The 22388-nt window shown below is 24.4% G+C and carries 25 protein-coding genes, 2 tRNA genes and 1 pseudogene; 10 read left to right on the top strand and 18 right to left on the bottom strand.

Annotated elements, in window-relative coordinates; genetic code table 11:
- Positions 1–5: 5 nt before the first annotated feature.
- The 7 genes and pseudogenes from rlmB to orn all read right to left on the bottom strand — a co-directional run bounded on the left by rlmB (position 6) and on the right by orn (position 5709).
- Complete coding sequence (rlmB, locus tag AOQ89_RS02520) at positions 6–467, bottom strand: 23S rRNA (guanosine(2251)-2'-O)-methyltransferase RlmB (protein WP_243469341.1); 462 nt, start codon at positions 465–467, stop codon at positions 6–8.
- A 213-nt stretch (positions 468–680) separates the two neighbouring features.
- Positions 681–1967: an adenylosuccinate synthase gene (locus tag AOQ89_RS02515; protein WP_143715386.1), complete on the bottom strand. Its 1287-nt coding sequence runs from the start codon at positions 1965–1967 to the stop codon at positions 681–683.
- A gap of 24 nt (positions 1968–1991) precedes the next feature.
- Positions 1992–2930 carry a protease modulator HflC gene (gene hflC, locus AOQ89_RS02510; RefSeq protein ID WP_080873155.1) on the bottom strand — a complete coding sequence of 313 codons (939 nt, stop codon included), beginning with the start codon at positions 2928–2930 and terminating at the stop codon, positions 1992–1994.
- Between the two features lie 95 nt (positions 2931–3025).
- Positions 3026–3964: pseudogene (hflK, locus tag AOQ89_RS02505) on the bottom strand (FtsH protease activity modulator HflK); the annotation flags it as partial.
- Positions 3965–4072: 108 nt separating this feature from the next.
- Entirely contained in the window at positions 4073–4981 is a 909-nt protein-coding gene (miaA, locus tag AOQ89_RS02500) for a tRNA (adenosine(37)-N6)-dimethylallyltransferase MiaA (RefSeq protein WP_280938078.1), read from the bottom strand.
- 79 nt (positions 4982–5060) lie between these two features.
- Positions 5061–5133, bottom strand: a tRNA-Gly gene (locus AOQ89_RS02495).
- A gap of 15 nt (positions 5134–5148) precedes the next feature.
- Entirely contained in the window at positions 5149–5709 is a 561-nt protein-coding gene (gene orn / locus AOQ89_RS02490; RefSeq protein ID WP_080873143.1) for an oligoribonuclease, read from the bottom strand.
- A gap of 93 nt (positions 5710–5802) precedes the next feature.
- Here orn and asd point away from each other — a divergent pair, with 93 nt between their 5' ends.
- A complete protein-coding gene (asd, locus tag AOQ89_RS02485; protein ID WP_080873141.1) occupies positions 5803–6648 on the top strand; it encodes an archaetidylserine decarboxylase in 846 nt (281 codons plus the stop codon).
- Here the strand turns inward: asd and epmA are convergent.
- Together epmA and efp are read right to left on the bottom strand one after the other, a co-directional pair.
- Positions 6645–7613, bottom strand: coding sequence for an elongation factor P--(R)-beta-lysine ligase (gene epmA / locus AOQ89_RS02480; RefSeq protein ID WP_080873139.1), 969 nt, complete (start codon positions 7611–7613; stop codon positions 6645–6647). The genes asd and epmA overlap by 4 nt on opposite strands.
- Positions 7610–8185, bottom strand: coding sequence for an elongation factor P (efp, locus tag AOQ89_RS02475; RefSeq protein ID WP_080873138.1), 576 nt, complete (start codon positions 8183–8185; stop codon positions 7610–7612). Before efp ends, epmA begins: the two co-directional genes overlap by 4 nt.
- Before the next feature lie 11 nt (positions 8186–8196).
- Here efp and epmB point away from each other — a divergent pair, with 11 nt between their 5' ends.
- The gene (epmB, locus tag AOQ89_RS02470; RefSeq protein ID WP_080873136.1) at positions 8197–9183 is read left to right on the top strand and encodes an EF-P beta-lysylation protein EpmB; all 987 of its coding nucleotides are present in this window, start codon (positions 8197–8199) and stop codon (positions 9181–9183) included.
- A gap of 49 nt (positions 9184–9232) precedes the next feature.
- On the opposite strand, the gene groL is transcribed toward epmB, so the two are convergent.
- Together groL and AOQ89_RS02460 are read right to left on the bottom strand one after the other, a co-directional pair.
- Positions 9233–10879: a chaperonin GroEL gene (gene groL, locus AOQ89_RS02465; RefSeq protein ID WP_080873135.1), complete on the bottom strand. Its 1647-nt coding sequence runs from the start codon at positions 10877–10879 to the stop codon at positions 9233–9235.
- Positions 10880–10922: 43 nt separating this feature from the next.
- Entirely contained in the window at positions 10923–11216 is a 294-nt protein-coding gene (locus AOQ89_RS02460; RefSeq protein WP_080873133.1) for a co-chaperone GroES, read from the bottom strand.
- Between the two features lie 180 nt (positions 11217–11396).
- Between AOQ89_RS02460 and cutA the strand changes: the two genes are divergently transcribed.
- Positions 11397–11753, top strand: coding sequence for a divalent-cation tolerance protein CutA (cutA, locus tag AOQ89_RS02455; protein WP_080873131.1), 357 nt, complete (start codon positions 11397–11399; stop codon positions 11751–11753).
- 71 nt (positions 11754–11824) lie between these two features.
- Positions 11825–11897: transfer RNA gene (locus AOQ89_RS02450), tRNA-Phe, on the top strand.
- 4 nt (positions 11898–11901) lie between these two features.
- Here the strand turns inward: AOQ89_RS02450 and AOQ89_RS02445 are convergent.
- The gene (locus AOQ89_RS02445) at positions 11902–12618 is read right to left on the bottom strand and encodes a 1-acylglycerol-3-phosphate O-acyltransferase (protein WP_080873129.1); all 717 of its coding nucleotides are present in this window, start codon (positions 12616–12618) and stop codon (positions 11902–11904) included.
- 18 nt (positions 12619–12636) lie between these two features.
- Complete coding sequence (ribB, locus tag AOQ89_RS02440; protein WP_080873127.1) at positions 12637–13284, bottom strand: 3,4-dihydroxy-2-butanone-4-phosphate synthase; 648 nt, start codon at positions 13282–13284, stop codon at positions 12637–12639.
- A 90-nt stretch (positions 13285–13374) separates the two neighbouring features.
- Here ribB and AOQ89_RS02435 point away from each other — a divergent pair, with 90 nt between their 5' ends.
- A complete protein-coding gene (locus tag AOQ89_RS02435) occupies positions 13375–13608 on the top strand; it encodes a hypothetical protein (protein WP_080873125.1) in 234 nt (77 codons plus the stop codon).
- A 5-nt stretch (positions 13609–13613) separates the two neighbouring features.
- On the opposite strand, the gene hldE is transcribed toward AOQ89_RS02435, so the two are convergent.
- A complete protein-coding gene (hldE, locus tag AOQ89_RS02430; protein ID WP_080873123.1) occupies positions 13614–15047 on the bottom strand; it encodes a bifunctional D-glycero-beta-D-manno-heptose-7-phosphate kinase/D-glycero-beta-D-manno-heptose 1-phosphate adenylyltransferase HldE in 1434 nt (477 codons plus the stop codon).
- Between the two features lie 105 nt (positions 15048–15152).
- Here hldE and AOQ89_RS02425 point away from each other — a divergent pair, with 105 nt between their 5' ends.
- Positions 15153–16355, top strand: a complete 1203-nt coding sequence (locus AOQ89_RS02425; RefSeq protein ID WP_080873121.1) for a tRNA nucleotidyltransferase/poly(A) polymerase-related protein — start codon at positions 15153–15155, stop codon at positions 16353–16355.
- On the opposite strand, the gene AOQ89_RS03110 is transcribed toward AOQ89_RS02425, so the two are convergent.
- Genes AOQ89_RS03110 through tsaD form a run of 4 tightly spaced genes read right to left on the bottom strand, consistent with a single transcriptional unit; the run spans position 16315 to position 18502 of the window.
- Positions 16315–16809: an undecaprenyl-diphosphate phosphatase gene (locus AOQ89_RS03110; protein WP_425356352.1), complete on the bottom strand. Its 495-nt coding sequence runs from the start codon at positions 16807–16809 to the stop codon at positions 16315–16317. The genes AOQ89_RS02425 and AOQ89_RS03110 overlap by 41 nt on opposite strands.
- Positions 16810–16835: 26 nt before the next feature.
- Entirely contained in the window at positions 16836–17114 is a 279-nt protein-coding gene (locus AOQ89_RS02415) for an undecaprenyl-diphosphate phosphatase (protein ID WP_080873117.1), read from the bottom strand.
- Positions 17115–17117: 3 nt separating this feature from the next.
- Positions 17118–17474: a dihydroneopterin aldolase gene (locus AOQ89_RS02410; protein WP_080873116.1), complete on the bottom strand. Its 357-nt coding sequence runs from the start codon at positions 17472–17474 to the stop codon at positions 17118–17120.
- A gap of 8 nt (positions 17475–17482) precedes the next feature.
- A complete protein-coding gene (gene tsaD, locus AOQ89_RS02405) occupies positions 17483–18502 on the bottom strand; it encodes a tRNA (adenosine(37)-N6)-threonylcarbamoyltransferase complex transferase subunit TsaD (protein WP_080873114.1) in 1020 nt (339 codons plus the stop codon).
- 70 nt (positions 18503–18572) lie between these two features.
- Between tsaD and rpsU the strand changes: the two genes are divergently transcribed.
- From rpsU to rpoD, 4 genes are read left to right on the top strand one after another with little or no spacing between them, the layout of a single operon-like run.
- Positions 18573–18788: a 30S ribosomal protein S21 gene (gene rpsU / locus AOQ89_RS02400; RefSeq protein ID WP_080873112.1), complete on the top strand. Its 216-nt coding sequence runs from the start codon at positions 18573–18575 to the stop codon at positions 18786–18788.
- A 29-nt stretch (positions 18789–18817) separates the two neighbouring features.
- Positions 18818–19585 (top strand): CHC2 zinc finger domain-containing protein, encoded by a 768-nt coding sequence (locus AOQ89_RS02395; RefSeq protein WP_080873110.1) that lies wholly within the window; start codon positions 18818–18820, stop codon positions 19583–19585.
- A 5-nt stretch (positions 19586–19590) separates the two neighbouring features.
- Positions 19591–20556: a DNA primase gene (locus AOQ89_RS02390; protein WP_080873109.1), complete on the top strand. Its 966-nt coding sequence runs from the start codon at positions 19591–19593 to the stop codon at positions 20554–20556.
- 14 nt (positions 20557–20570) lie between these two features.
- The gene (gene rpoD, locus AOQ89_RS02385; protein ID WP_080873107.1) at positions 20571–22379 is read left to right on the top strand and encodes an RNA polymerase sigma factor RpoD; all 1809 of its coding nucleotides are present in this window, start codon (positions 20571–20573) and stop codon (positions 22377–22379) included.
- Positions 22380–22388: the final 9 nt, after the last annotated feature.

The following is a 22388-nucleotide window of genomic DNA, read 5'->3' as shown; positions in this document are numbered from 1 at the left end:
ATTATTTAGCACACTGAAAATAATCTATTTCTAATTATTTCAAATAAAAATATTCCTACAGAAACAGAAACGTTAAGAACAGAAATTTTTCCAAAAGAAGGTATTCTAACTAATTCATCGCAATTTTTTTTTGTTAGATCTCTTAAACCGAAACCTTCTGAACCAAAAACAACAGCTATAGGAAAATCAAATTTTCTATTTTTAGAATAAAGAATATTTTTTGAAGAACAATCTGCCCCAATAATACAAATATTTTTATTTTTTAAGTACAACAATGATTCAGAAAGATTACTTACAGATATTAAGTTAGTGTAATAACTTGCTCCACAAGATGTTTTATTTACAGTAGAATTTATTTTAGCAGAGTGTCTTTTAGTTGTTATAACAGCATGAACCCCAGCAGCAGAAGCACATCTAAGACAAGCACCAAAATTTCTTGGATCTGTTATCCTATCTAATACAAGAATAAGAAGAGAATCTCCTTTATCTTGTAATAAATTATCTATCTTTTTCTTGTAATTATTTCTTTTATTTCTACGTAAAAAATACTTTTTTTTTTTAAAAATATATTTTTTTTAAGAAATTCTTTTGTAATATTTTTCATTCTGTTTAGAATAAGCTCAGTAGTAAAGAAAAAATTTTTATTTTTTAAAAATTTACATTAAAAAAATAAGAAAAATCTACATTTCTCTAATAATAATAGAATTTCTTTCTGGACCAGTAGAAATTATTTTTATTGGAATATCTAATACTTCTTCTATATAATTTATGTAATTTTTTGCTTTTTCTGGAAGTAGAAAAAAATCTTTAATTTTTGATGTATTTTTTTTCCATCCTGGAAAAGTTCTATAAACTGGTTTAACTTCTTCTAAAAACTGTGTACAAATTGGGGTAAATCTTACTTTTTCTCCATTTTTTAAAATATAGTAGATACAGACTTTAATTTCTTCTAAATTATCTAGTACATCTAGTTTTGTTAGACATAAATAACTGAATGCATTTATTTTAACAACTTTTCTTAAAAGCACTGCATCTAACCATCCAATTCTTCTAATTCTTCCAGTTGTTGATCCAATTTCTTGTCCTTTAGTAAATATTTCTTTTTTTATTTTTCCAAATAATTCTGTTGGAAAAGGACCAGATCCTACTCTAGTACAGTATGATTTAATAACTCCTATTGATTTTTTTATATAGTTAAATCCAACTCCAGAACCAGAAAATACTCCTCCTATGCTAGTATTTGAAGATGTAACATAAGGATATGTACCATGATCGATATCCAGCAAAGATCCTTGTGCTCCTTCAAAAATAACAGATTTTTTTTGTCTCTTAATTTCATCTAATTTATCTATTGTATCTATAGAAATTTTTTTTAAAAATTCTGCATTTTTCATAGCTTCTTTAAAAATTTCAAGATACTCAATTTTTCTATAGTTAAAAAACTTAGTCAAATAAAAATTATAGTATTCTATCAAAAACTTTAGTTTTTCAGAAAAAATCTTACTATATTTTAGATCAGAAACTCTTATTCCTCTTCTTGCTATTTTGTCTTCATAAACGGGACCAATACCCATTCCTGTAGTGCCAATCGCTTTATTTTTCAAAAATTTTTCTCTCATTTTATCAAAAATAGTATGAAAAGAAAAAACTAAAAAGCAATTTTCTGAAATGTATATTCTATTTTTAGTATTAATTCCAAAATTTTGTATATTTTGTATTTCTTCTTGTAAATTTTTTGGATTAATTACAACTCCGTTAGCAATAATATTTGTAACATTTGTATGCAAAATTCCAGAAGGTACTAAGTGTAGAACAATTTTTTTGTTTTTCTTAACGATCGTATGTCCCGCATTTCCTCCTCCTTGATATCTGACAACATAATCAAATTTTTTTGATAAAAAATCCACTATTTTTCCTTTCCCTTCATCTCCCCATTGCGCTCCAATAATTGCTATATTTTTATTTATTTTTTTTTCATTCATTTTTGCATTTTACTCAATTGGTTTCATAAATTTTAAAAACTCGTTTTCTGAATCTAAAAAAATAAGATTCTTTTTTTCATCTTGAAAAATATTTTTGTACGATCTAAGCAATCTTAAAAAATTATAGAATTCTGGATCTTTACTAAATGCTTCAGAGTACAATTTATATGCTTCTGCATCAGCTTCTCCTTTTATAATAAGAGATCTACTTTTAGCTTCCGATAGAATTTTAGTAACTTCATAATCTGCTGTAGCTCGCAATTTTTCTGCTTCTTCTTGTCCTTGTGATCTATGTCTTCTTGCCACCGCTTCTCTTTCTGCACGCATTCTTTGATAAATTGCATCAGAAACTTCTATAGGTAAGTTTATTTGTTTTATTCTAACATCTACTATATGAATTCCTAAAGAACCTATACTATTCGTATAAGTATTTTTGTTTTTAAAATCTGTTTTTTGATCAGTATCTTCATTTGATCCAAAATTTAAAGAATTTTTTACATCTGTCATTAATTGATTTCTAGAATCTGTTACAATATCTCGAACATCAAGTTTTCCAAGTTCAGATCGTAATCTATCTGAAAATTTTCTTTTTATTAATACTTCTGCCCTAGATATATCACCTCCTCCAGTAGCTAAATAGTATCTGCTAAAATCACTAATCTTCCATTTTATATAGGAATCTACAATAAGATCTTTTTTTTCCATAGTTACAAATCTATCTGCTTGATTTTCCATAGTTTGTATTCTTGCGTCAAGTTTTTTAATTTTTTCTATAAATGGAATTTTTGTATGCACTCCAGGAAAGTATATAATAGCATTAGAATTTTGATCTCTTAAAACTTTATCAAATCTTAACAAAATTCCTCTTTGTCCTTCTGGAATAATAAATACTGAAGCATACAAAAAAATAATACTAAAAAGAAATACAGACAAAAAATATTTTTTCATTTTTATAAATTTCCATTTTAAATTTTAATTCTTTGAAATTTTTCTATTTTTTACTTATTTTCTAATTTTTTAAATACAGTATTTTTTTCTATAGGAAATAGAAAAATATTGTTTTTGTTGCTTTTACTCAATAATATTTTGTTGTTTTCTTTTAATATTTGTTCCATAGTATCTATATAAAGACGTTTTTTTGTAATTTTTGGAGATAGTCTATAAATTGGAAGAACTTTAGTAAATCTTTCAATTTCTCCTTTAGCTTCTAAAATTGTTTTTACCTTATATGCTTTTCCCTCTTCTAAAATTCTTTGTGCTTTACCTTTCGCTATTGGTTTTACTTCATTTGCATAAGCTTCTGCTTCTCTAATGTACTGTTGTTCATTTTCTCTTGCTGCTATAGCATCGTCAAAAGCAGCTTTTACTTCTTCAGGAGGACGAGCTGTTTGAAAATTTACATCTAAAAGCATTATGCCCATATTATAAGGTTCTATAGTTTCTTCTATAACATGATGCGTATCATTTCTTACAACAGTTCTTCCTTCTGTAAGTATTTTATCCATAGTATATTTTCCTATCACTCCTCTCAAAGCACTATCTGTAGCTTGTCGTAAACTTTCATCAGGATCATTTACATTAAACAAATATTTTTTTGGATCAGTAACTTTATACTGTACATTCATTTCTACTTTTACGACATTTTCATCAGAAGTTAGCATAATTCCTGAAGCAGCTAGTTCTTTTACAGATTCTACGTTTACTGTTATTACTGAATCTATAAAATTTGGCTTCCAATTTAATCCTGGTTGCACTATATGATGAAATTTTCCTAATCGTAGTACAACTCCTCTTTCTGCTTCTTTAATTGTATAAAAACCACTGCCAAACCATATAAATAAAGACATAAGAAAAAAAAAATACAAAATATAAGAACTTTTTTTTCCTTTTTTTAGATTTTTATTATTTTCTTTAAAAGAAAAAAATTTTTTTAAAAAATCTAAAAATACTTTTTCTAAATCTGGAAGCTCCTCTTTGAGCATTTTATTTATTCTACTAAATTTGTATTTTTCTAAAAAATTATATTTATTCTTTTTTATTTTATTCATTTAAGAAAAATTCTCCTGATTAGAAATCAAAAAATTTTAATACTATTTAGAAAAAAGTAATTTTTTATATATTTTCATAAAAATTTCAAATTGTAAATGAGTATCTTTTTCTTTTATCCAAAAAACATTTTTCCATTTTTTGAGCCATGTCATTTGTTTTTTGATTAAATTTTTATTTGCAAAAATAGTGTTTTTGCACATTTCTTCGTATCGAATTTTTTTTGAAATATATGATAACATTTGTCTATATCCAATAATTTTCATAGAATTAGAACTCTTATTTAGTTTATATTTTTCAATCAAATTTATTACTTCTCTTTCTAACCCCATATCTATCATTTTATAAAATCTTGTTTCTATTGCTTGGTACAAATACTTTTTTTTAGGAACAATACCAAATTGCATTATTGAATGAGATATTTTTTTTATTTTTTCTTTTTTAAAAGAAGAAATTTTTCTACCTGATAGCAAATATACTTCAATAGCTCTTATAATTCTTTTTTTATCGTTTCTATGAATCTTACTAAAAGTACAAAAATCTATTTTTTTCAGTACTTTATATAAAATGTTTGTATCAATTTTACTTAACAAATTCCTAATTTTTTCATTACTTTTTGGTAAATTTGGAGAAAGTCCCAACAACAACCTGTTAAAGTAAAACATGCTTCCTCCAACTAGTATAGGTATTTTCTTTTTTTTAAAAAAATAAGGTAGTTTTTTATAAATTTCTTTGCAAAATTTAGCTACAGAGAACGATTCTGTTGGATTGATTATATTAATTAGATGGTGAGGAATTTTTTTTAGTATTTTTTTGTTTGGTTTATTTGTACCAATATCCATTTCTCTGTACACTAACGAAGAATCTACACTAATTATTTGTGTAGAAAGAGTTTTAGCAATTTTTATCGCAAGATCACTTTTTCCAGAAGCTGTAGGTCCAAATAAAAAAATAATTTTTTTTTATCTTTTTTTGTTTTAAGCATTTTAAATATTTTTGTAAATTTTAAAAATTTTATGTATCTAAAATACTAGCGGGAAACGAGAATCGAACTCGCAACCTCAACCTTGGCAAGGTTGTACTCTACCAATTGAGCTATTCCCGCATCATATTAAAAAATTTATATACTATTTTTTAGTAAAAAAAAATTTTTTCTATAAAAAATTAATTCTTTTATTGAATTACGAATATCATTCATTGCTCTATGCTGTTTTTCTTGTTTTTTTCTTTGAAAAATTAAATTTTTATTCCATCTACTAGATAGTTCTCGAATCGTGCTAACATCTATACATCTATAATGTAAATAAGATTCTAGATTTGGCATATAATTAAATAAAAAATGTCTATCTTTCCATATACTACTTCCACAAATTGGAGATTTTTTGTAAATAGTCCATTTTTTTAAAAAATCTATGGTCATTTTTTCTGCTTCTTCCTCTTCGATTTTACTATGTTTCACTTCTTGAATCAATCCATTTATAGAATGGATATGTTTATTCCATTCATTCATTTTAGATAATTGACTATCACTTTGAAAAATTACTATAGAAGGTCCTTCTTCCAGGATTTCTAAATTAGAATTCGTAACCAAACTAGCTATTTCAATTATTTTATCTTTTTTAGGGTCTAATCCCGTCATTTCTAAATCTATCCAAACTAAATTTTTTTTTTTTTCTAGCATAAATATATTCCAAAATTTGAATTTTTATAAAAATATTATATATAATTTAATACTTTAGATTTTTTAGTAAAAAAATTCAAACTTTTTATAAATATGAAAAATATATTTTTATTTTTTTTGCAAAAAATACTTCCAAAAAAATTGATAACAAAAATTTTTTCTTTTGTGCTTAATCAAAAATTAGGTAGAGTAACAACCTTTATGATAAAAATGTTTATAAAATTTTATAGTATTGAATTGTTAGAACTAAGAAAAAGAAATATAAAATCTTATTTAACATTTGCAGAATTTTTTACTAGAAAAATTAAAAAAGAGAGTAGACCAATTAATAAAGAGAAGTTTTCTATAGTATCTCCAGTAGATGGAATAATTACTGAATATGGATTTCTTAAGAAAAAAAAAATTTTTTTTGTAAAAAATAAGTATATAGATTTAAGAAAAATTCTAAATTTCGATAAAAATCTTGTACAACAATTTAGCAAAGGAAGTTATACAATTAGTTATCTCTCTCCAAAAAATTATCATAGAGTACATATGTGCTATTCTGGATTTTTGAAAAATATTGTGTATAGTCCAGGAGAATTTTTTTCAGTAAATCCAAAAATTATAAAAATTTTTCCTAAAGTACTTATAAAAAATGAAAAAGTTATATGCGTTTTTCAGTGCGAATTTGGAATTTTTATAAAAATTTTGGTAGGAGCTATAATTGTTGGAGGTATAAAAACTATATGGAATAAAAAAGAATTTTTTAAGAAAAAATATAGTATTTGTAAAAAAAATAAAAAAAATTTTTTAAAAAAAGGACAAGAAATCGCTAAATTTGAATTTGGATCTACTGTGATTAGCTTATTTTCTAAAAGAATAGCATTTGAAAAGTCGATTATTTGCAATAAATATATAAAAATGGGAGAAAAAATAGCAACTTTTAAAAATTCCTAAGCTTTATCTATACAAAAAGAAATAACCTTCTTAATATTTTTTTTTTTTAAAATGATCATAATCAACCTGTCTAATCCTAAAGCTACTCCAGAACAAGAAGGAATTCCAAATTTTAAAGATCTTAAAAATTTTTTATCTATCTTTATTATTTTTAATTTTTCTTTTTTTCTATTTTGATTTTCTTGTAGAAATCTATAATATTGTTCTTTATAATCTTGTAATTCAAAAAATCCATTTGCTAATTCTATACCTCGAAAATACAACTCAAATCTTTCTGAAATATTTTTATTTTTTTCATTATTTTTTGCTAAACTAAAAATATAACTAGGAAAATGGTAAATAAAAGTAAAACAATCTTTAGAAATTTTAGGGACTATAAGAAATGAAAAAATTATTTCTAAAAGAGAATTTTTATTGAGTTCATGTATCTTATGAAATAAGTTGTATTTTTTAATTATACGTACTAATTTTTTTTTTTTTACTAAAAATGGATCAATTTGAAAGTACTTTAAAAAAACACTTCTGTAGGAAATTTTTTTTTCTTTAAAAAAAGAAAAAAATATTTTTAATAAATCCTTTATTTCTTTCATAAGATCGAAAATAGTATATCCTACTCTGTACCATTCTAACATAGTAAATTCTGGGTTATGTATTTTTCCTATTTCTTGATTTCTAAAACTTTTACAGATCTGAAAAATTGATACTTTTATTTGTGCTATGATTCTCTTCATATGGAATTCCGGACTACTCATCAAATACATTGTTTTTTTTTTTCCATATAAATTCAATAAATTGGTTCTAAAGTGTATTATATTTCGATCCATAGAGCAATTTTCTGCTAGTATTGGAGTTTCTACTTCTAAAACTTTTCTTTCAAAAAAAAATTTTCTTATTTTTTGTATAATAAATGATCTTTTTTTTAATGTTTTTAAATCTACACTTGAATTCCATGATTTATTTTTCATTTTTTATTTATCCTAGATATGTACTCGCATTTTTTTGTATCTACTTTTACTATATCATTCACTTGTATAAATATAGGCACTTTTATATCGATTCCATTAGATAAACTTGCTAGTTTCCAACTAGTAGAATTTGTCGTATTTCCTTTAATGGAGGAATTTACAGAAATTATTTTAAAAAATAAAAAATGTGGAATAGTAATAGATATTGCCTTTTCTTCCCAAAAAACTATTTTGTATTTTTTTTGAATAATTAGCCAGTATTTCTTACTACCTATGACTTTTTTTTCTATTTCGTATTGTTCAAAAGATTTTGGATCCATAAAATACCAAAGTTCTCTATCATGATATAAATACGATAATTTTTTTTCTATTACATTTGCTGCATTGACAAAATCGTTAGTTTTAAAAATTTTTTCAAAAATTTTTTTTGAAATAAGACTTTTGAATTTTACTCTGTTAAATGCTTGTCCTTTTCCTGGTTTTACAAATTCATTTTTAATAATTGTACAAGGTTCTCCATTTTGAATTATTTTTAATCCATTATAAAATTCGTTAATACGATAAATTTTCATAAATTTTTAAAATGCGTAAAAAAGATATTTGGTTAAAAAAACTGAATAGACAAATTACAAATTCAAAAAAATTAGATAAGGTTTTAAATTTTAAAAAGAATTTTCAATCTAAAAAAATTTTAAAAAACAGTAATTTTCCTTTAAAAATACCTATATCCTTTCTAAAAGGTATAAAAAACAAAAATTTTCAAGATCCAATATTTAGACAATTTATTCCAAACATTAAAGAAAAAAGGAATTATAAAAATATTATAAAAGATCCAATATTAGGAAAAAAAAATTCCGTACCAGGACTACTTCATAAGTACAAAAATAGAATTTTACTAATCTTAAATAAAGAATGTGCAATACATTGTAGATACTGCTTTAGAAAGAATTTTACATACAAAAATAATACTATTAATCTAAAAAATTTTCATTTAATTATAGAATATATACAAAAAAATAGAAATATCAATGAAGTAATTTTTTCTGGTGGAGATCCTTTAATTGAAAAAGACGAAAAAATTAGAATTTTTATAAAATTATTGGAAAATATTCCGCAAATTAAAATTTTGAGAGTTCATAGTAGATTTCCTACTATTATTCCAGAAAGAATTACAGAAGAACTATGTAAAATTTTTTCTTCTTCTAGACTAATTATTTGTTTTGTAACACACATTAATCACCCTAAAGAAATTAATAAAAAAGTAATAAAGTATATCAAAAAATTAAAAGAATCTAATGTAAGATTATTCAATCAAAGTGTTTTACTAAAAGGAATTAATGATGAAGTAAGCATTTTAAAAAATTTAAGTTATAAATTATTTGAAATAGGAATAGTTCCGTACTACATACATATGTTAGATTTAGTAGAAGGAACAAAACACTTTTTAGTGGAAGAAAAAATAGCTAAAAAAATAATTAAAAAATTATCTCAAGAAATTTCTGGATATTTATTACCTAGATTAGTAAGAGAATTACCTGGATATTTAAGTAAAGTTTTTCTAAATTTTTAAAAACCCTCTTTTGAAAGAGGGTTTTTAAATTTTTATTTTTAGTGGAAGGCTACATCATTCCTCCCATTCCTCCCATTCCTCCTCCCATTCCTCCAGAACCTAATTCTGGTTTTTCCTCTTTTGGAAGATCTGTTATCATACATTCTGTAGTAATCATTAATCCTGCTATAGAAGCAGCATATTGTAATGCAGAACGAGTTACTTTTGTAGGATCTAAAATTCCTAAAGATATCATATCTCCGTATTGTTCGGTAGCGGCATTGTATCCGTTGTTTCCTTTATCTGCCTTTACTTTATTTGCTATTACCGAAGGTTCTTCTCCAGCATTCGCTACTATTTGACGCAAAGGAGCTTCCATAGCTCTTCTTGCAACTTTTATTCCAACATTTTGATCTTCATTTTCTCCTCTAAGATCAACAATTTTATTTGCAACTCTAATTAAAGCAACTCCTCCTCCAGGAACTACACCTTCTTCTACAGCAGCTCTAGTAGCATGTAAAGCATCTTCTACCCTAGCTTTTTTTTCTTTCATTTCTACTTCAGTAGCTGCTCCAACTTTTATAACTGCTACACCTCCAGCCAATTTTGCAACTCTTTCTTGTAGCTTTTCTTTATCGTAATCAGAAGTAGCTTCTTCTCTTTGTTGGTTTATTTGCGCTACTCTTCTATTAATTTCAGATTTACTTCCTAATCCATCGATAATAGTTGTTGTCTCTTTTGTGATAACAACTTTTTTCGCTTGACCCATATCTTCTAAACTAGCTTTTTCTAATTCTAATCCTATTTCTTCAGAAATTACTGTTCCTGATGTCAAAATAGCTATGTCTTGTAGCATAGCTTTTCTTCTATCTCCGAATCCAGGAGCTTTTACAGCAACGACTTTTACAATACCTCTCATAGTATTTACAACTAATGTAGCCAGTGCTTCTCCTTCTAAATCTTCAGCAATAATTAGAAGAGATTTTCCAGATTTTGCTACAGATTCTAATATTGGTAGCATTTCTCTAATATTAGACACTTTTTTATCTGCTAGAAGTATAAAAGGATTTTCTAATTCTACTGTTCCAGTTTCAGGTTTATTTACAAAATATGGAGAAAGGTATCCTCTGTCGAATTGCATTCCTTCTACTACATCTAGTTCATCATTCAATCCAGAACCTTCTTCTACTGTTATAACTCCTTCTTTTCCTACTTTTTCCATAGCATTTGCAATTAATGTCCCTACTGTATGATCTGCATTTGCAGATATAGTACCGACTTGTGCTATTGATTTAGAATCTGAACAAGGTACTGAAAGTTTTTTTAATTCTTCAACTGCTGCAATTATTGCTTTATCAATACCTCTTTTTAAATCCATTGGATTCAAACCAGATGCTACTGCTTTTAAACCTTCGTTTACAATAGATTGTGCTAAAACAGTTGCCGTTGTGGTACCATCTCCAGCTACATCATTAGCTTTAGAAGCCACTTCTTTAACCATTTGAGCTCCCATATTTTCAAATTTGTCTTCTAACTCAATTTCTCTAGCGACTGAAACTCCATCTTTCGTAATAACCGGTGCACCAAAAGATTTATCTAAAACTACATTACGTCCTTTAGGTCCTAATGTAACTTTTACTGCATCGGCTAATATATTTACTCCTCGAAACATTTTTAAACGAGCATCATTACCGAATTTTACGTCTTTAGCTGCCATTTCATTTTCCTTATTTTTTTATTGTAGACGATTATGGAAAAGTTTACTTTTCAACAATAGCTAAAATATCACTTTCTGACATGATTAAAACTTCCTCATTGTCAATTTTTTCTATTTTTACACCGTATCCATCATTAAAAATAACAATATCACCGACTTTAACGTCTAACTTTTTTATTTCTCCGTTTTCCAAAATACGACCATGCCCAACAGCTAAAACTTCTCCTCTTGTAGATTTTCCTGCTGCAGAGCCTGTTAATACAATACCTCCAGCGGATTTTGCTTCTACTTCTTTACGTTTGACAATTACGCGATCATGTAACGGACGAATTTTCATCGATAATTCTCCTAACAAAATCTATATTAATTTTATTAACATAATAGATATTATTTATATTTAGTTTCGTAAGCATTTAATGGGGGCATTACAAAAACCTTCAAGAGTATTTTTTTTTTTTTTTTTCAAATTTTCTATTTTTAATAAAAAACATCTAGAATAAAAAATTACTATTATAAAATGAATATTTATAAATTTATGCAAAATATAAAAGGAAAAGAAAAAATTATTGCTATAATTTGTACAGTACCAGATAAAAAATACGAAAAAAAAATAGCAGAAACTCTGTTGAAAAAAAAAATTTCTTTTTGTATAAATGCATTTTTAAAAGTTAATTCGTACTTTTATTGGAATAAAAAAATACAAAAAGTAAAAGAAATAGTATTAGTTATAAAAACAATAAGTTCTTTAGAAAAGAAAGTAGTAAAAGAAATAAAAAAAATACACAATTATCAAATTCCAGAAATTTTATCTATAAAAATTGATAAGGTATCAAAAAAATATTTCGATTGGTCATTAAAAAATATAAAAATATAAAAATAATAAAAATTTTAAAAATTAATTTATTGACTAAAATTTCAAAAAAGATATAATTTCATAGGAAATTAGCCCGGATAGCTCAGTTGGTAGAGCAGTGGACTGAAGATCCCCGTGTCCTTGGTTCGATTCCAAGTCCGGGCATAACTTATTTATTTTTTACTTCTTTATTCAAAGATTGTATTTTTTTTTCCATAATATTCCAACAATATTTAGTAAGATGATTCACTTGAGTAATCTTATAATTTTTTGTATCAATTGGATTTAGTATTTCTATTATTACTTTTCCATTACTGAATCTATTTAAATCTACTTGTTTATATGTACTAGAAGAACAAATCGGAACTATAGGTACTTTTGCAGAAATAGCTGAGTAAAAAGCTCCCTTTTTAAACTTCAATAACTTTTTACTATAGCTTCTAGTTCCTTCTGGAAAAATAAGTACGCAAATATGTTTGTTAACTTTTTCTACTATTCTTTCAATTACATTAAAAGAATTAAAAAAATTTTTACGATCTATTAATAAATTTCCTGTTATCCAGTACAGTATTCCAAAAAATGGAATAAAAAGTATACTTTTTTTTCCTACTGTAATAGTGTTTTTTGGTATAGCATTAGATACAGTAAACATATCATAATTATTTTGATGATTGGCTATATATATGCATTTTTTAGGAAAAGAAAAGTGCGTTTTCTTAACTTCTACAGATAATCCTACTAAAGTAGAAAATTTTCCAAAAATTCTTCCAAAAGTTCTTACATGAGAGTAATTTTTTTTTTTGCTACAAAAACAGTACACTACGCCAAAAAAACATACAAAAATTCCAATTACTAAAATTAAAAAAATTCTAAAAAATGCTATCATTAATTTTCCTTATGGAATTTATAATATTTTAGTATGATTCATATAGTCAATTAAATTATTTATTTTTAACATAGGCATATCGTATAAAACAGAAAATTTATTTACTTCATTAAAACTAGCCATAGTACCGTCATCATTTGTCAATTCGCATATTACACTGGCAGGTTTCAATCCTGATAACTTTACTAAATCTAAAGCTGCTTCTGTATGTCCTATTCTTCCGAAAATTCCTTTTGGATTAGCTTTTAACGGAAATACATGTCCAGGTTTATTTAAATCTGAAGGTTTTGCAAGATCATTGATAGCAGTTTTAATGGTTGTAATTCTATCTTTTGCAGAAACTCCAGTAGTTACTCCTTTAGCTGCTTCTATAGTTATAGTGAATGGAGTTTGATATTTACTATTATTTTCTTTCACCATCATAGGTAAGTTTAATTGTTTAACTTTTTCTTCCGTTAAACATAAACATACTATCCCACTTCCGTATCTAATTGTAAAAGCCATTTGCTCAATAACCATATTTTCCGCTGCAAAAACAATGTCCCACTCATTTTCTCTATTATAATCATCAAATAAGAAAATTCCTTTTCCTTTTTTCAAGGAATATATTGCATTCTCTACTATTTTGATTGAATTTTTTAAACTTTTTGAAAAAGTTCTTTTCATTTTTTTTCCATTTGTTTATCAGTAAAAATTTATTTTAAAGTACAGATATTTAATGTAAAATTTATAGATTTATAGAATTGGTATTCTACCATGTCAAATTTAAAAAATTTAATTAACTATTCCAAAAAAAATTTTTTTAGAAATCTTTGTAAAATAATACAAATTGCAGAAAAAAAAATATTAGATTTAAAAAATTTAATTCGTAAATTTAATTATTACGAAAAAAAATCAGAGAAAAAAAAGTTTTTTAGTATTCAAAAAAAAATTTACAGACTAGAAAAAAAAATTCGTAGTCTAGAGAAGAAATTAAATACTAAAAAATAAATAATCTATTTTGATTTACAATAGTTTTTATATAAATTAATAATTTTTGTAGTAGAAATGTTTTTTTCTAAATCTAAAATGATTACTTCTCCTCCATTTTTTAGAACTTCTTTTTTTCCTATAATTTCTTTATTTTTATAATCTCCTCCTTTAACTAAAACATCTGGTTTAATTAAAGAAATAATTTTTTTCGGACAATCTTCCTGAAAAGAAACAATCCAATCTATCATGCGTAATTCTGAGAGTACTTGCATTCTTCTACACAAAGAATTAATAGGTCTTTTAGATCCTTTAATAACTTTTGTAGATTTATCGCTATTTACAGCTACAATCAATCTATCTCCTAAAGATTTAGCTTGTTTTAAATATTTAATATGTCCTGCATGAATTATATCAAATACTCCATTAGTCATAACTATTTTTTTTCCTTTTTTTTTTTCTATTTGAATAATTTTTTTAATTTCTTTTTTTCTAATTATTTTAAGATGTTTTTTTTTTTTAATTAAAAATGTTTCAATTTCTTCTTTTTTGATATAGGATGTACCAAATTTTTGTACTGCAATTCCAGAAGCAATATTGGCTAACTGAATAGATTCTTGAAAATTTTTTCCTGAAGAAATAGAAACTGCTAAAACAGAAATTACTGTATCTCCAGCTCCATTTGTATCTACAACTTTTTTTGTAATTGAAGGTAGATACAAAGTACTTCCGTTTTTCTGCAAAAATATCATTCCTTTTTCAGAGCAAGTGATAAGTAAATTTGACAAATTTAATTTACTAATCATTTTTTTTGCTTTTTTAATAATAGTATTTTTATTTTTACACTTTCCTACTATCTCTTGAAATTCTTGTAGATTCGGTTTTAACAAAGTACAATTTTTATATTTATCAAAATTTTTCCCTTTTGGATCTATAAATATAAAAACTTTTTTTTTATTTGCAATTTTTATAATATCTTGAACTTGTTGTACAGTTCCTTTTTGATAATCTGATACTATAATCACGTTAACTTTAGAAATTATTTTTTGTATTTTTTTTATAAAAAAGTCTTTTTTAAATTTTAAAAATTGTTTTTCTCTATCTATTCTTACTATTGTATGCTTTTCAGAAAATATCTTAGTTTTTTTGATTGTAGGATATCTTTCAGAGAATAAAAATTCACAAAAAACTTTTTTCTTACCTAATTTTTTTTTTAAAATTTCTGATTCCTTATCAGTTCCTACAATACCTAATAAGTATACTTTAGATCCTAAACATGCTGCATTCATAGCTACATTTGCAGCTCCTCCAGGAAAAAATTTTGTATCTTTTATTTTCAAAATAGGATTACAAGATTCCGTAGAAAATTTTGTAATTTTTCCATATATGTACTCATCTAAAATAATATCTCCTATAATTAGTACAGAAGATTTTTTAAAATTCAAAAATAATTTTTGCATTTTGAAAATTTTGTAAATAATTTTTTGATTTTATTATAGATATTTTTGCATTAAAAGTAATTGTCGTTATAAAATTTTTTGATACATTTTATATTTTAATACATATTGAAAGGAAATATATTGAAAATATATTTAGTAGGGGGGGCAGTAAGAGATAAATTTCTTAATCTTCCTATTACAGAAAGAGACTGGTTAGTTCTAGATGCAAACGAAAAAATTATGAAAAAATTGGGTTTCCAAAAAGTCGGAAAAGATTTTCCAGTCTTTTTGCATCCAAAATCACAAGAAGAATATGCATTAGCAAGAGTTGAAAAAAAATCTGGTAAACGACACAACAATTTTAATTGTTCTACAAAAAAAATTTCTTTACAAGAAGATTTAAAAAGAAGAGATCTAACAATTAATGCAATTGCAATGGATAAATACGAAAATATATTTGATCCATTTAATGGAATTAGAGATATAAAAATGAAAATTATACGGCATATATCGAATGCATTTATTGAAGATCCTCTTAGAATTTTAAGAGTTGCTAGATTTTATGCTAAGTTGTTTCATTTAAATTTTACTATTGATATGTCTACTTTTAAATTAATAAAAAGTATGTCTCATGAATTATGTTATATTTCTTCAGAGAGAATTTGGAAGGAAACAGAAAAAGCACTAAATACAAAAAATCCGCAAATATATTTCTATACTCTAAAAGAGTGTGGAGCTATGAAAGTAGTATTTCCAGAGATTTATAATTTGTTTGGTATAAAATATAAAAAAAAAAATAGCAATTTAGGAAATAGAATGCTGAATATATTGAAAATTATTTCTAGAATATCTAAAGATATTCAATTAAGATTTTCTGCAGTTGTATACCAATTTTTTCTGATAAGCAAAGAAAAGGAAAAATATATAGAAAAATTTTGTAAAAAAAAGAAAATTCCTAATTCTTTTATGAAGTTAGCTAAAATAATATCAAAATATCACTTTATACTTCTATATCCAGAAAAATATTCTATTGAAAAAATTTTAAAAATATTTCAAAAAATTAATGTTTGGAAAGAACCAGAAAATTTAGAAAAAATTATTGCTTTTAATCAAGCAAAAGAATTTAAAAAAAAAAATAAAAATTTTTGGAAACAAAGAAAACTGTTTTTAAGAAAACTTTATAAAGCTACCAAATATATTTCTATAACAAGTATTATTCAAAAAGGATTTAGAGGAAAAAATATAGGTATCCAAATAAATAAAAAAAGAATTAGAATTGCTAAAAAATTTAAAAAAAATCATCTACATAGTATACTAAAATACAAATAGCGAATCTGTAAAAAATAAAGTATAAAAAAGATAATTTTTTTAAAATTTTGAGCAATATATTAATAAAAAAATAAGCGACTAGAAAAGAAGAAAAAAAAGAAATAAAACAAGCACTTGTATTTTCCAAAAAAAGATAAAATTTTTTATAAATGGACAAAAAAAACTTTCCTAAAACAATAGGAGAAAAAATTAAAAAAGAAATTTTAATTGATTCTTTTTTAGAAAATCCTAAAAAAATTGCAGTACTAATAGTTATTCCAGATCTAGAAATTCCTGGAAAAATAGATATACATTGTGCAATTCCGATAATGAAAAATTTATAGTACTCTTTTTTTTTGCTATTTTTATTATTTTTTAAAATTTCTGCAATAATAAGAAATATATTCCCTATTATAAAAAAAATGATTATTTTTCCACTACTGAATTTTTGTATACCATCTTGATTTACTAAAATACTAAATAAAAATGCTGGAAAAATTCCTAAAAAAATTTGATATATATTAAAATCTTTAAAATTTTTCTGTAAAGGAAACGTAAAAAAAAATTACAAATTTTAAAATAGTAGGATTTAAATTTCTTTATAACTATAATAGCAGATCCCAATTGCGCGAAAGAATTAAGTAAATCTATTGTTTCATAAGAAATATTTTTAAATATTTTAGAGAAAATACTAACATGAACTGTAGAAGAAATAGGAAAAAATTCTGTAATCCCAGAAATTATTCCTGCAAAAAAATAGAATAAAAAATCTTGCTTCATATTTTAAAAGTTTACTTTTTTTTTGACTATAATGCCAAAATTTTTAGAATTTATTTGATTTGAACCCTTTCTAATTTTTATAGAAATTCTAAAAGAACTAAATTTTTTTTTAATTTTTTTAATTACTTCATAAACTATATCCTCTAAAAGAGGAAAATGATTGTTTTTAATAATTTTTCTGATCAAAATTTCTATAAAATCATAGTCTACAAATTGATTCATATTGTTTTTCTTAAGATTAGGAAAGTTCTTAAAATCTATTTTTACGTCAAACACAATCCTTTGTTTTTTATTTTTTTCCCAATCGTATATTCCTACTTTTGCATAAAACGAAAGATTTTTTACAAATATAGTATACATATAGTGTATTAAAAATTCTTATGAGAGTTTTCTATAGACCAATTTGGATCAAAAAATATTTCTAAATTTTTCTGAAAATTTTTCTTTTTTTTAAAATGCAAATATCCTGCATATGCTATCATTGCTGCATTATCTGTACAATATTCTTTATTCGCAAAAAATATTTTTGTATTTGTTTCATTTGCAAAAGACTTAAAAGATTTTCTTAAAAAAGAGTTTGAACTTACTCCTCCAGATACGCAAATTCTATTTATTTTAGTAAAATTTATAGCTCTTTTACATTTTATCAAAAGCATTTTTACAACAGTCTCTTGAAAAGATCTACATATATTACTTTTGACTTTTTTAGTTATTCTAACAGAGGTAATTAAATTTTTAGTGGCAGTTTTCAATCCAGAAAAGCTAAAATTCATATCTTTTTTATTTTTAATCATAGGAATAGGTAAACTGTAAGATTTTGGTATTCCAAATTTTGCCAATCTTGATATTTTTTCTCCGCCAGGATATTTTAGTCCTAAAAAGTTAGCAACTTTATCAAATGCTTCTCCTATTGCATCATCTAAGGTATCTCCTATAATTTTATATTCTCCAAATTTTTTTGCAACTACTAATTGTGTATGACCTCCTGATATTAATAAACAAAGAAAAGGAAAATCTATTTTTTTAGTGATTAATGGAGAAAGTAAATGTCCTTCCATATGGTTAATAGCTATTAAAGGTATATCTAGAAAATACGATAAAGAAGTTCCAAATGTAGATCCTACTATTAAAGATTTTAGCAATCCTGGCCCTGCTGTATATGCAATAGCATCTATTTTATTCAAATCGAATTTATAATTTAGAGAAATTTTTTTTATTAAAAATTCTATATTACTTACATGATTTTTTGCCGCTAATTCTGGTACTACTCCTCCGTATTTGCTGTGTATTTTTTGTTTTCTTAGTTCATTTATAATAATTTTTTTTTTTTCATCGTATACTGCTATACCTGTATCATCACAGGAAGTTTCTATGCCTAAGATCTTCATATTATTATTGAATTTTTTTAAAAAAAATATATTATAAAAGTAAGGATATATTAATTTAAAAATTTATTTTATGCCAGTTATAAAAATTAGAGATAATGAGCCATTTGAAGTTGCTTTAAGAAGATTTAAAAGATCTTGTGAAAAAGCAGGAATTTTATCTGAGGTTAGAAGAAGAGAGTTTTACGAGAAACCAACTACAGAAAGAAAAAGAGCAAAAGTTTCTGCTATTAAGAGACATGCTAAAAAATTAGCTAGAGAGAAATTAAATAGATTTAAATTTTATTAATAGTACATTTCTATATTAAATACTATTTCATGCATGAAAAAATTTCAGAATCTTTTATAAAAAAATTGTTAGAAATTATTAGTATTACAGAAATAATTAGTTCTAAAATTTCTTTAAAAAAATCAGGAAAATACTTTACTGCAATTTGTCCTTTTCATATTGAAAAATCTCCTTCTTTTGTAGTGAATGAGAAAAAACAATTTTACTATTGTTTTGGATGCAAAACTTATGGAAATGCGATAAATTTTATTATGAAGTACGAAAAATTAGGATTTCTGGAATCTATAAAAGAATTGTCTAGTTTTTATGGAATAAAAATACCTAAAAAAAAAATAAAAAATATATTCGATAAGAAAAAAACTGATTTTTTTGCAGTAAATGAGTATATGAAAAATTTTTATAATCAGCAAATGCATAATTCAACTGTAAATCTACTCTATTCTTTTTTAAAAAAAAGACAAATTAATTCTTCAAGCATTAAAAAGTATTGTATTGGATTTTCTAGTTCAATTCTTTCGTATTTAAATAGAAATACAAAAAATAAAAAAAATTTTTTTAGTGAACTTAAGAAATTAAATTTTTTACATTGTAATAAAAATGGAAAAGTATTTGATTTTTTCCGTAATAGAATTATGTTTCCCATAAGAAATTCTCTAGGTTTCACAATTGGTTTTGGAGGAAGAGCTTTAAATAATGCTGTTCCAAAGTACTTAAATTCTATAGAAAATAAGTTTTTTAAAAAAAGAAAAATACTATACGGAATTTATGAAATTAAAAAAAAAAAATCGATAGCCTAATAATTGTGGAAGGATATATAGATGTTATAATTCTATCACAGTATGGAATTAAAAATGCAGTATCTACTCTAGGATCTAATTTAACTACAGAACAAATTAAAAAATGTTACGAAATTACAAATACAATCATTATTTGTTATGATGGTGATTTTCCAGGAAAATCTGCTATGCGAAAAAGTATAAAAAAAATATTGCCTTTTTTAAAAGATGGAAGAAATGCAAAATTTTTAGATCTGCCTAACAAAGAAGATCCAGATTCCTTAATAAAAAAAATAGGAAAAGAAGGTTTTAAGAAGATGATAAAAAAATCTCTTGGAATATTTGATTATATATTCAAAATTTTATTTACTAAAATTCGTGTTTTGAATGATTTTAATAAAATATATATTTGTAAAGTCATTAATTCTTTAATTGAATTGATACCAGGAAAAAACACAAGATCTGTATTTTTTAGTAAATTAGGAAAAAAAATAGGTATTCTTGATGCATTTCAAATACGAAATATGTTTACATATACTGGAGAATACGAAAAAAATACACTTAAAGTTCAATATAGCAGTACTAAAATTTTGATTGCTCTATTGTTAGAGAATCCAAAATTGTATAGAATAGTTGCAAATCTTAATTCTTTAAAAAATGCTTGTATTCCAGGAATTAAAATTTTTATTGATATGCTATCTGTATGCAAAAAAAATCCAAAAATTAGTACTAAAAAATTATTAAAACACTATAAAAAAAAAAGATTCTATAAGAAAATGAAAACTTTATCCTCTTGGAATCATATGATAGAAAAAAAAGAAATAGAAAAAGTGTTTTTAAATAATACTAAAAAAGTTTTAAATTCTATTTTAGAAAACAGAAGAAATTTTCTAATTTTTAAAGAAAGAAAAGAAGGTCTAAAAAAAGAAGAAAAAAGGGAACTTTGGTCAATTAGTAAAAAAATATTTCAAAATAGAATCAACGGTATCTAACTAATTAAAAATTTATGGAACACAATCCGAAATCTCAATTTAAACTATTAGTAACTAAAGGAAAAGAACAAGGATACCTAACTTTTTCTGAAATTAATGATCATTTGCCAGAAGATATTGTGGATTCTAATCAAATAGAAGATATAATACAAATGATAAATGATATGGGAATTAGGGTGACGGAAGATGCACCAAATATAGAAGACTTATTATTAATAGATACAACATCTGATTCTGAAGAAGATACTGAAGAAGCAGCAGCTCACGTTTTATCTAGCGTGGAATCGGAAATAGGAAGAACTACTGATCCGGTAAGAATGTATATGCGCGAAATGGGAACAGTAGAACTATTAACTAGAGAAGGAGAAATTGATATAGCTAAACGTATTGAAGACGGAATTAACGAAGTACAGTGCTCTATAGCAGAATATCCGGAATCTATTAATTACTTAATAAAGCAATACTACCAATTTAAATCTGGAAAAATAAAACTTTCTGAAATTATTGCAGGTTTTATAGATCAGAATGAAAAGATAGAAAGTTCTTCTTTTTTTCAAAAAAATCAAAGAAATTCAATAAAATCTTTTTGTAAAGAAAAAGAAATATTTAGAAATTCTGATAGCGAAAATGAAGAAGAAAATATGATTGATCTAAATTTAGCCAAAAAGAAATTTTTAAAACTTGAAAAACAGTATAATAAAATAAAATACTCAATTTATAAAAATGGAAGAAATCATAAAAATACAATTAAAGAATTTTCAGAACTTTCTAAAATATTTCAAAAATTTAGATTAGTACCAAAACAATTTGATTTTTTAGTTAAAAAAACCAGAAAAATGATCAAAAAAGTTAGAATACAGGAAAGAAAAATTATGGAATTCTTTGTAAAAAAGAGTAAAGTTCCAAAAAATGTGTTTATAAGTATTTTTTCTGGAAAAAATATAAATACAGATTGGTTAGAAAAAATCTATAAAATCAAAAAACCTTGGATAAAAAATCTAAAAAAATTTGATCAAGAAATAAGAAAAAAAATACAAATACTCAAAAAAATAGAAAAAAAGACAGGATTGAGTGTAGAAAAAATAAAAGATATTAATAGAAGAATGTCTATAGGAGAAGCTAAGGCAAAAAGAGCTAAAAAAGAAATGGTAGAAGCAAATTTACGTTTAGTTATTTCAATAGCAAAAAAATATACGAATAGAGGACTACAATTTTTAGATTTAATCCAAGAAGGTAATATAGGATTGATGAAAGCAGTAGATAAGTTTGAATATAGAAGAGGATACAAATTTTCTACTTATGCTACATGGTGGATTAGACAAGCCATAACAAGATCAATAGCAGATCAAGCTAGAACAATCAGAATTCCAGTACACATGATAGAAACTATAAATAAATTAAATAGAATATCTAGACAAATTTTGCAAGAAATAGGAAGAGAACCAACTCCAGAAGAACTATCTCAAAAAATGCTAATTCCAGAAGAAAAAATTAGAAAAGTTCTTAAAATAGCTAGAGAACCGATATCCATGGAAACTCCTATAGGTGATGACGAAGATTCTCATTTAGGAGACTTTATTGAAGATACGAATTTAGAATTACCTTTAGAATCTGCAACATCAGAAAGTTTGAGATCTGCTACTCACGAGATTTTAAGAAGTCTAACAGCGAGGGAAGCTAAAGTACTAAGAATGCGTTTTGGTATAGATATGAATACTGATCATACTCTAGAAGAAGTTGGAAAACAATTCGATGTTACCAGAGAAAGAATTAGACAAATAGAAGCAAAAGCTCTTAGAAAACTTAGACATCCAAGCAGATAAGAAGTACTA

Source organism: bacterium endosymbiont of Pedicinus badii (assembly GCF_002075085.1).
GTDB lineage: Bacteria > Pseudomonadota > Gammaproteobacteria > Enterobacterales > Enterobacteriaceae > PRUG.
The sequence above is the reverse complement of the archived record's forward strand: the minus strand, read 5'-3'. Positions and strand labels throughout refer to the sequence as shown.

What these genes read in the sequence shown, in the direction of transcription:
- groL (WP_080873135.1), bottom strand. Translation starts at nt 10,879, where the DNA reads ATGGCAGCTAAAGACGTAAAATTCGGTAATGATGCTCGTTTAAAAATG.
- orn (WP_080873143.1), bottom strand. Translation starts at nt 5,709, where the DNA reads ATGCTAGAAAAAAAAAAAAATTTAGTTTGGATAGATTTAGAAATGACG.
- asd (WP_080873141.1), top strand. Translation starts at nt 5,803, where the DNA reads ATGAAAAATATATTTTTATTTTTTTTGCAAAAAATACTTCCAAAAAAA.
- epmA (WP_080873139.1), bottom strand. Translation starts at nt 7,613, where the DNA reads ATGAAAAATAAATCATGGAATTCAAGTGTAGATTTAAAAACATTAAAA.
- cutA (WP_080873131.1), top strand. Translation starts at nt 11,397, where the DNA reads ATGAATATTTATAAATTTATGCAAAATATAAAAGGAAAAGAAAAAATT.
- AOQ89_RS02395 (WP_080873110.1), top strand. Translation starts at nt 18,818, where the DNA reads ATGCATGAAAAAATTTCAGAATCTTTTATAAAAAAATTGTTAGAAATT.
- tsaD (WP_080873114.1), bottom strand. Translation starts at nt 18,502, where the DNA reads ATGAAGATCTTAGGCATAGAAACTTCCTGTGATGATACAGGTATAGCA.
- AOQ89_RS02460 (WP_080873133.1), bottom strand. Translation starts at nt 11,216, where the DNA reads ATGAAAATTCGTCCGTTACATGATCGCGTAATTGTCAAACGTAAAGAA.
- AOQ89_RS02445 (WP_080873129.1), bottom strand. Translation starts at nt 12,618, where the DNA reads ATGATAGCATTTTTTAGAATTTTTTTAATTTTAGTAATTGGAATTTTT.
- efp (WP_080873138.1), bottom strand. Translation starts at nt 8,185, where the DNA reads ATGAAAATTTATCGTATTAACGAATTTTATAATGGATTAAAAATAATT.
- AOQ89_RS02435 (WP_080873125.1), top strand. Translation starts at nt 13,375, where the DNA reads ATGTCAAATTTAAAAAATTTAATTAACTATTCCAAAAAAAATTTTTTT.
- hflC (WP_080873155.1), bottom strand. Translation starts at nt 2,930, where the DNA reads ATGAAAAAATATTTTTTGTCTGTATTTCTTTTTAGTATTATTTTTTTG.
- epmB (WP_080873136.1), top strand. Translation starts at nt 8,197, where the DNA reads ATGCGTAAAAAAGATATTTGGTTAAAAAAACTGAATAGACAAATTACA.
- rpoD (WP_080873107.1), top strand. Translation starts at nt 20,571, where the DNA reads ATGGAACACAATCCGAAATCTCAATTTAAACTATTAGTAACTAAAGGA.
- AOQ89_RS02415 (WP_080873117.1), bottom strand. Translation starts at nt 17,114, where the DNA reads ATGAAGCAAGATTTTTTATTCTATTTTTTTGCAGGAATAATTTCTGGG.
- ribB (WP_080873127.1), bottom strand. Translation starts at nt 13,284, where the DNA reads ATGAAAAGAACTTTTTCAAAAAGTTTAAAAAATTCAATCAAAATAGTA.
- hldE (WP_080873123.1), bottom strand. Translation starts at nt 15,047, where the DNA reads ATGCAAAAATTATTTTTGAATTTTAAAAAATCTTCTGTACTAATTATA.
- AOQ89_RS02410 (WP_080873116.1), bottom strand. Translation starts at nt 17,474, where the DNA reads ATGTATACTATATTTGTAAAAAATCTTTCGTTTTATGCAAAAGTAGGA.
- rpsU (WP_080873112.1), top strand. Translation starts at nt 18,573, where the DNA reads ATGCCAGTTATAAAAATTAGAGATAATGAGCCATTTGAAGTTGCTTTA.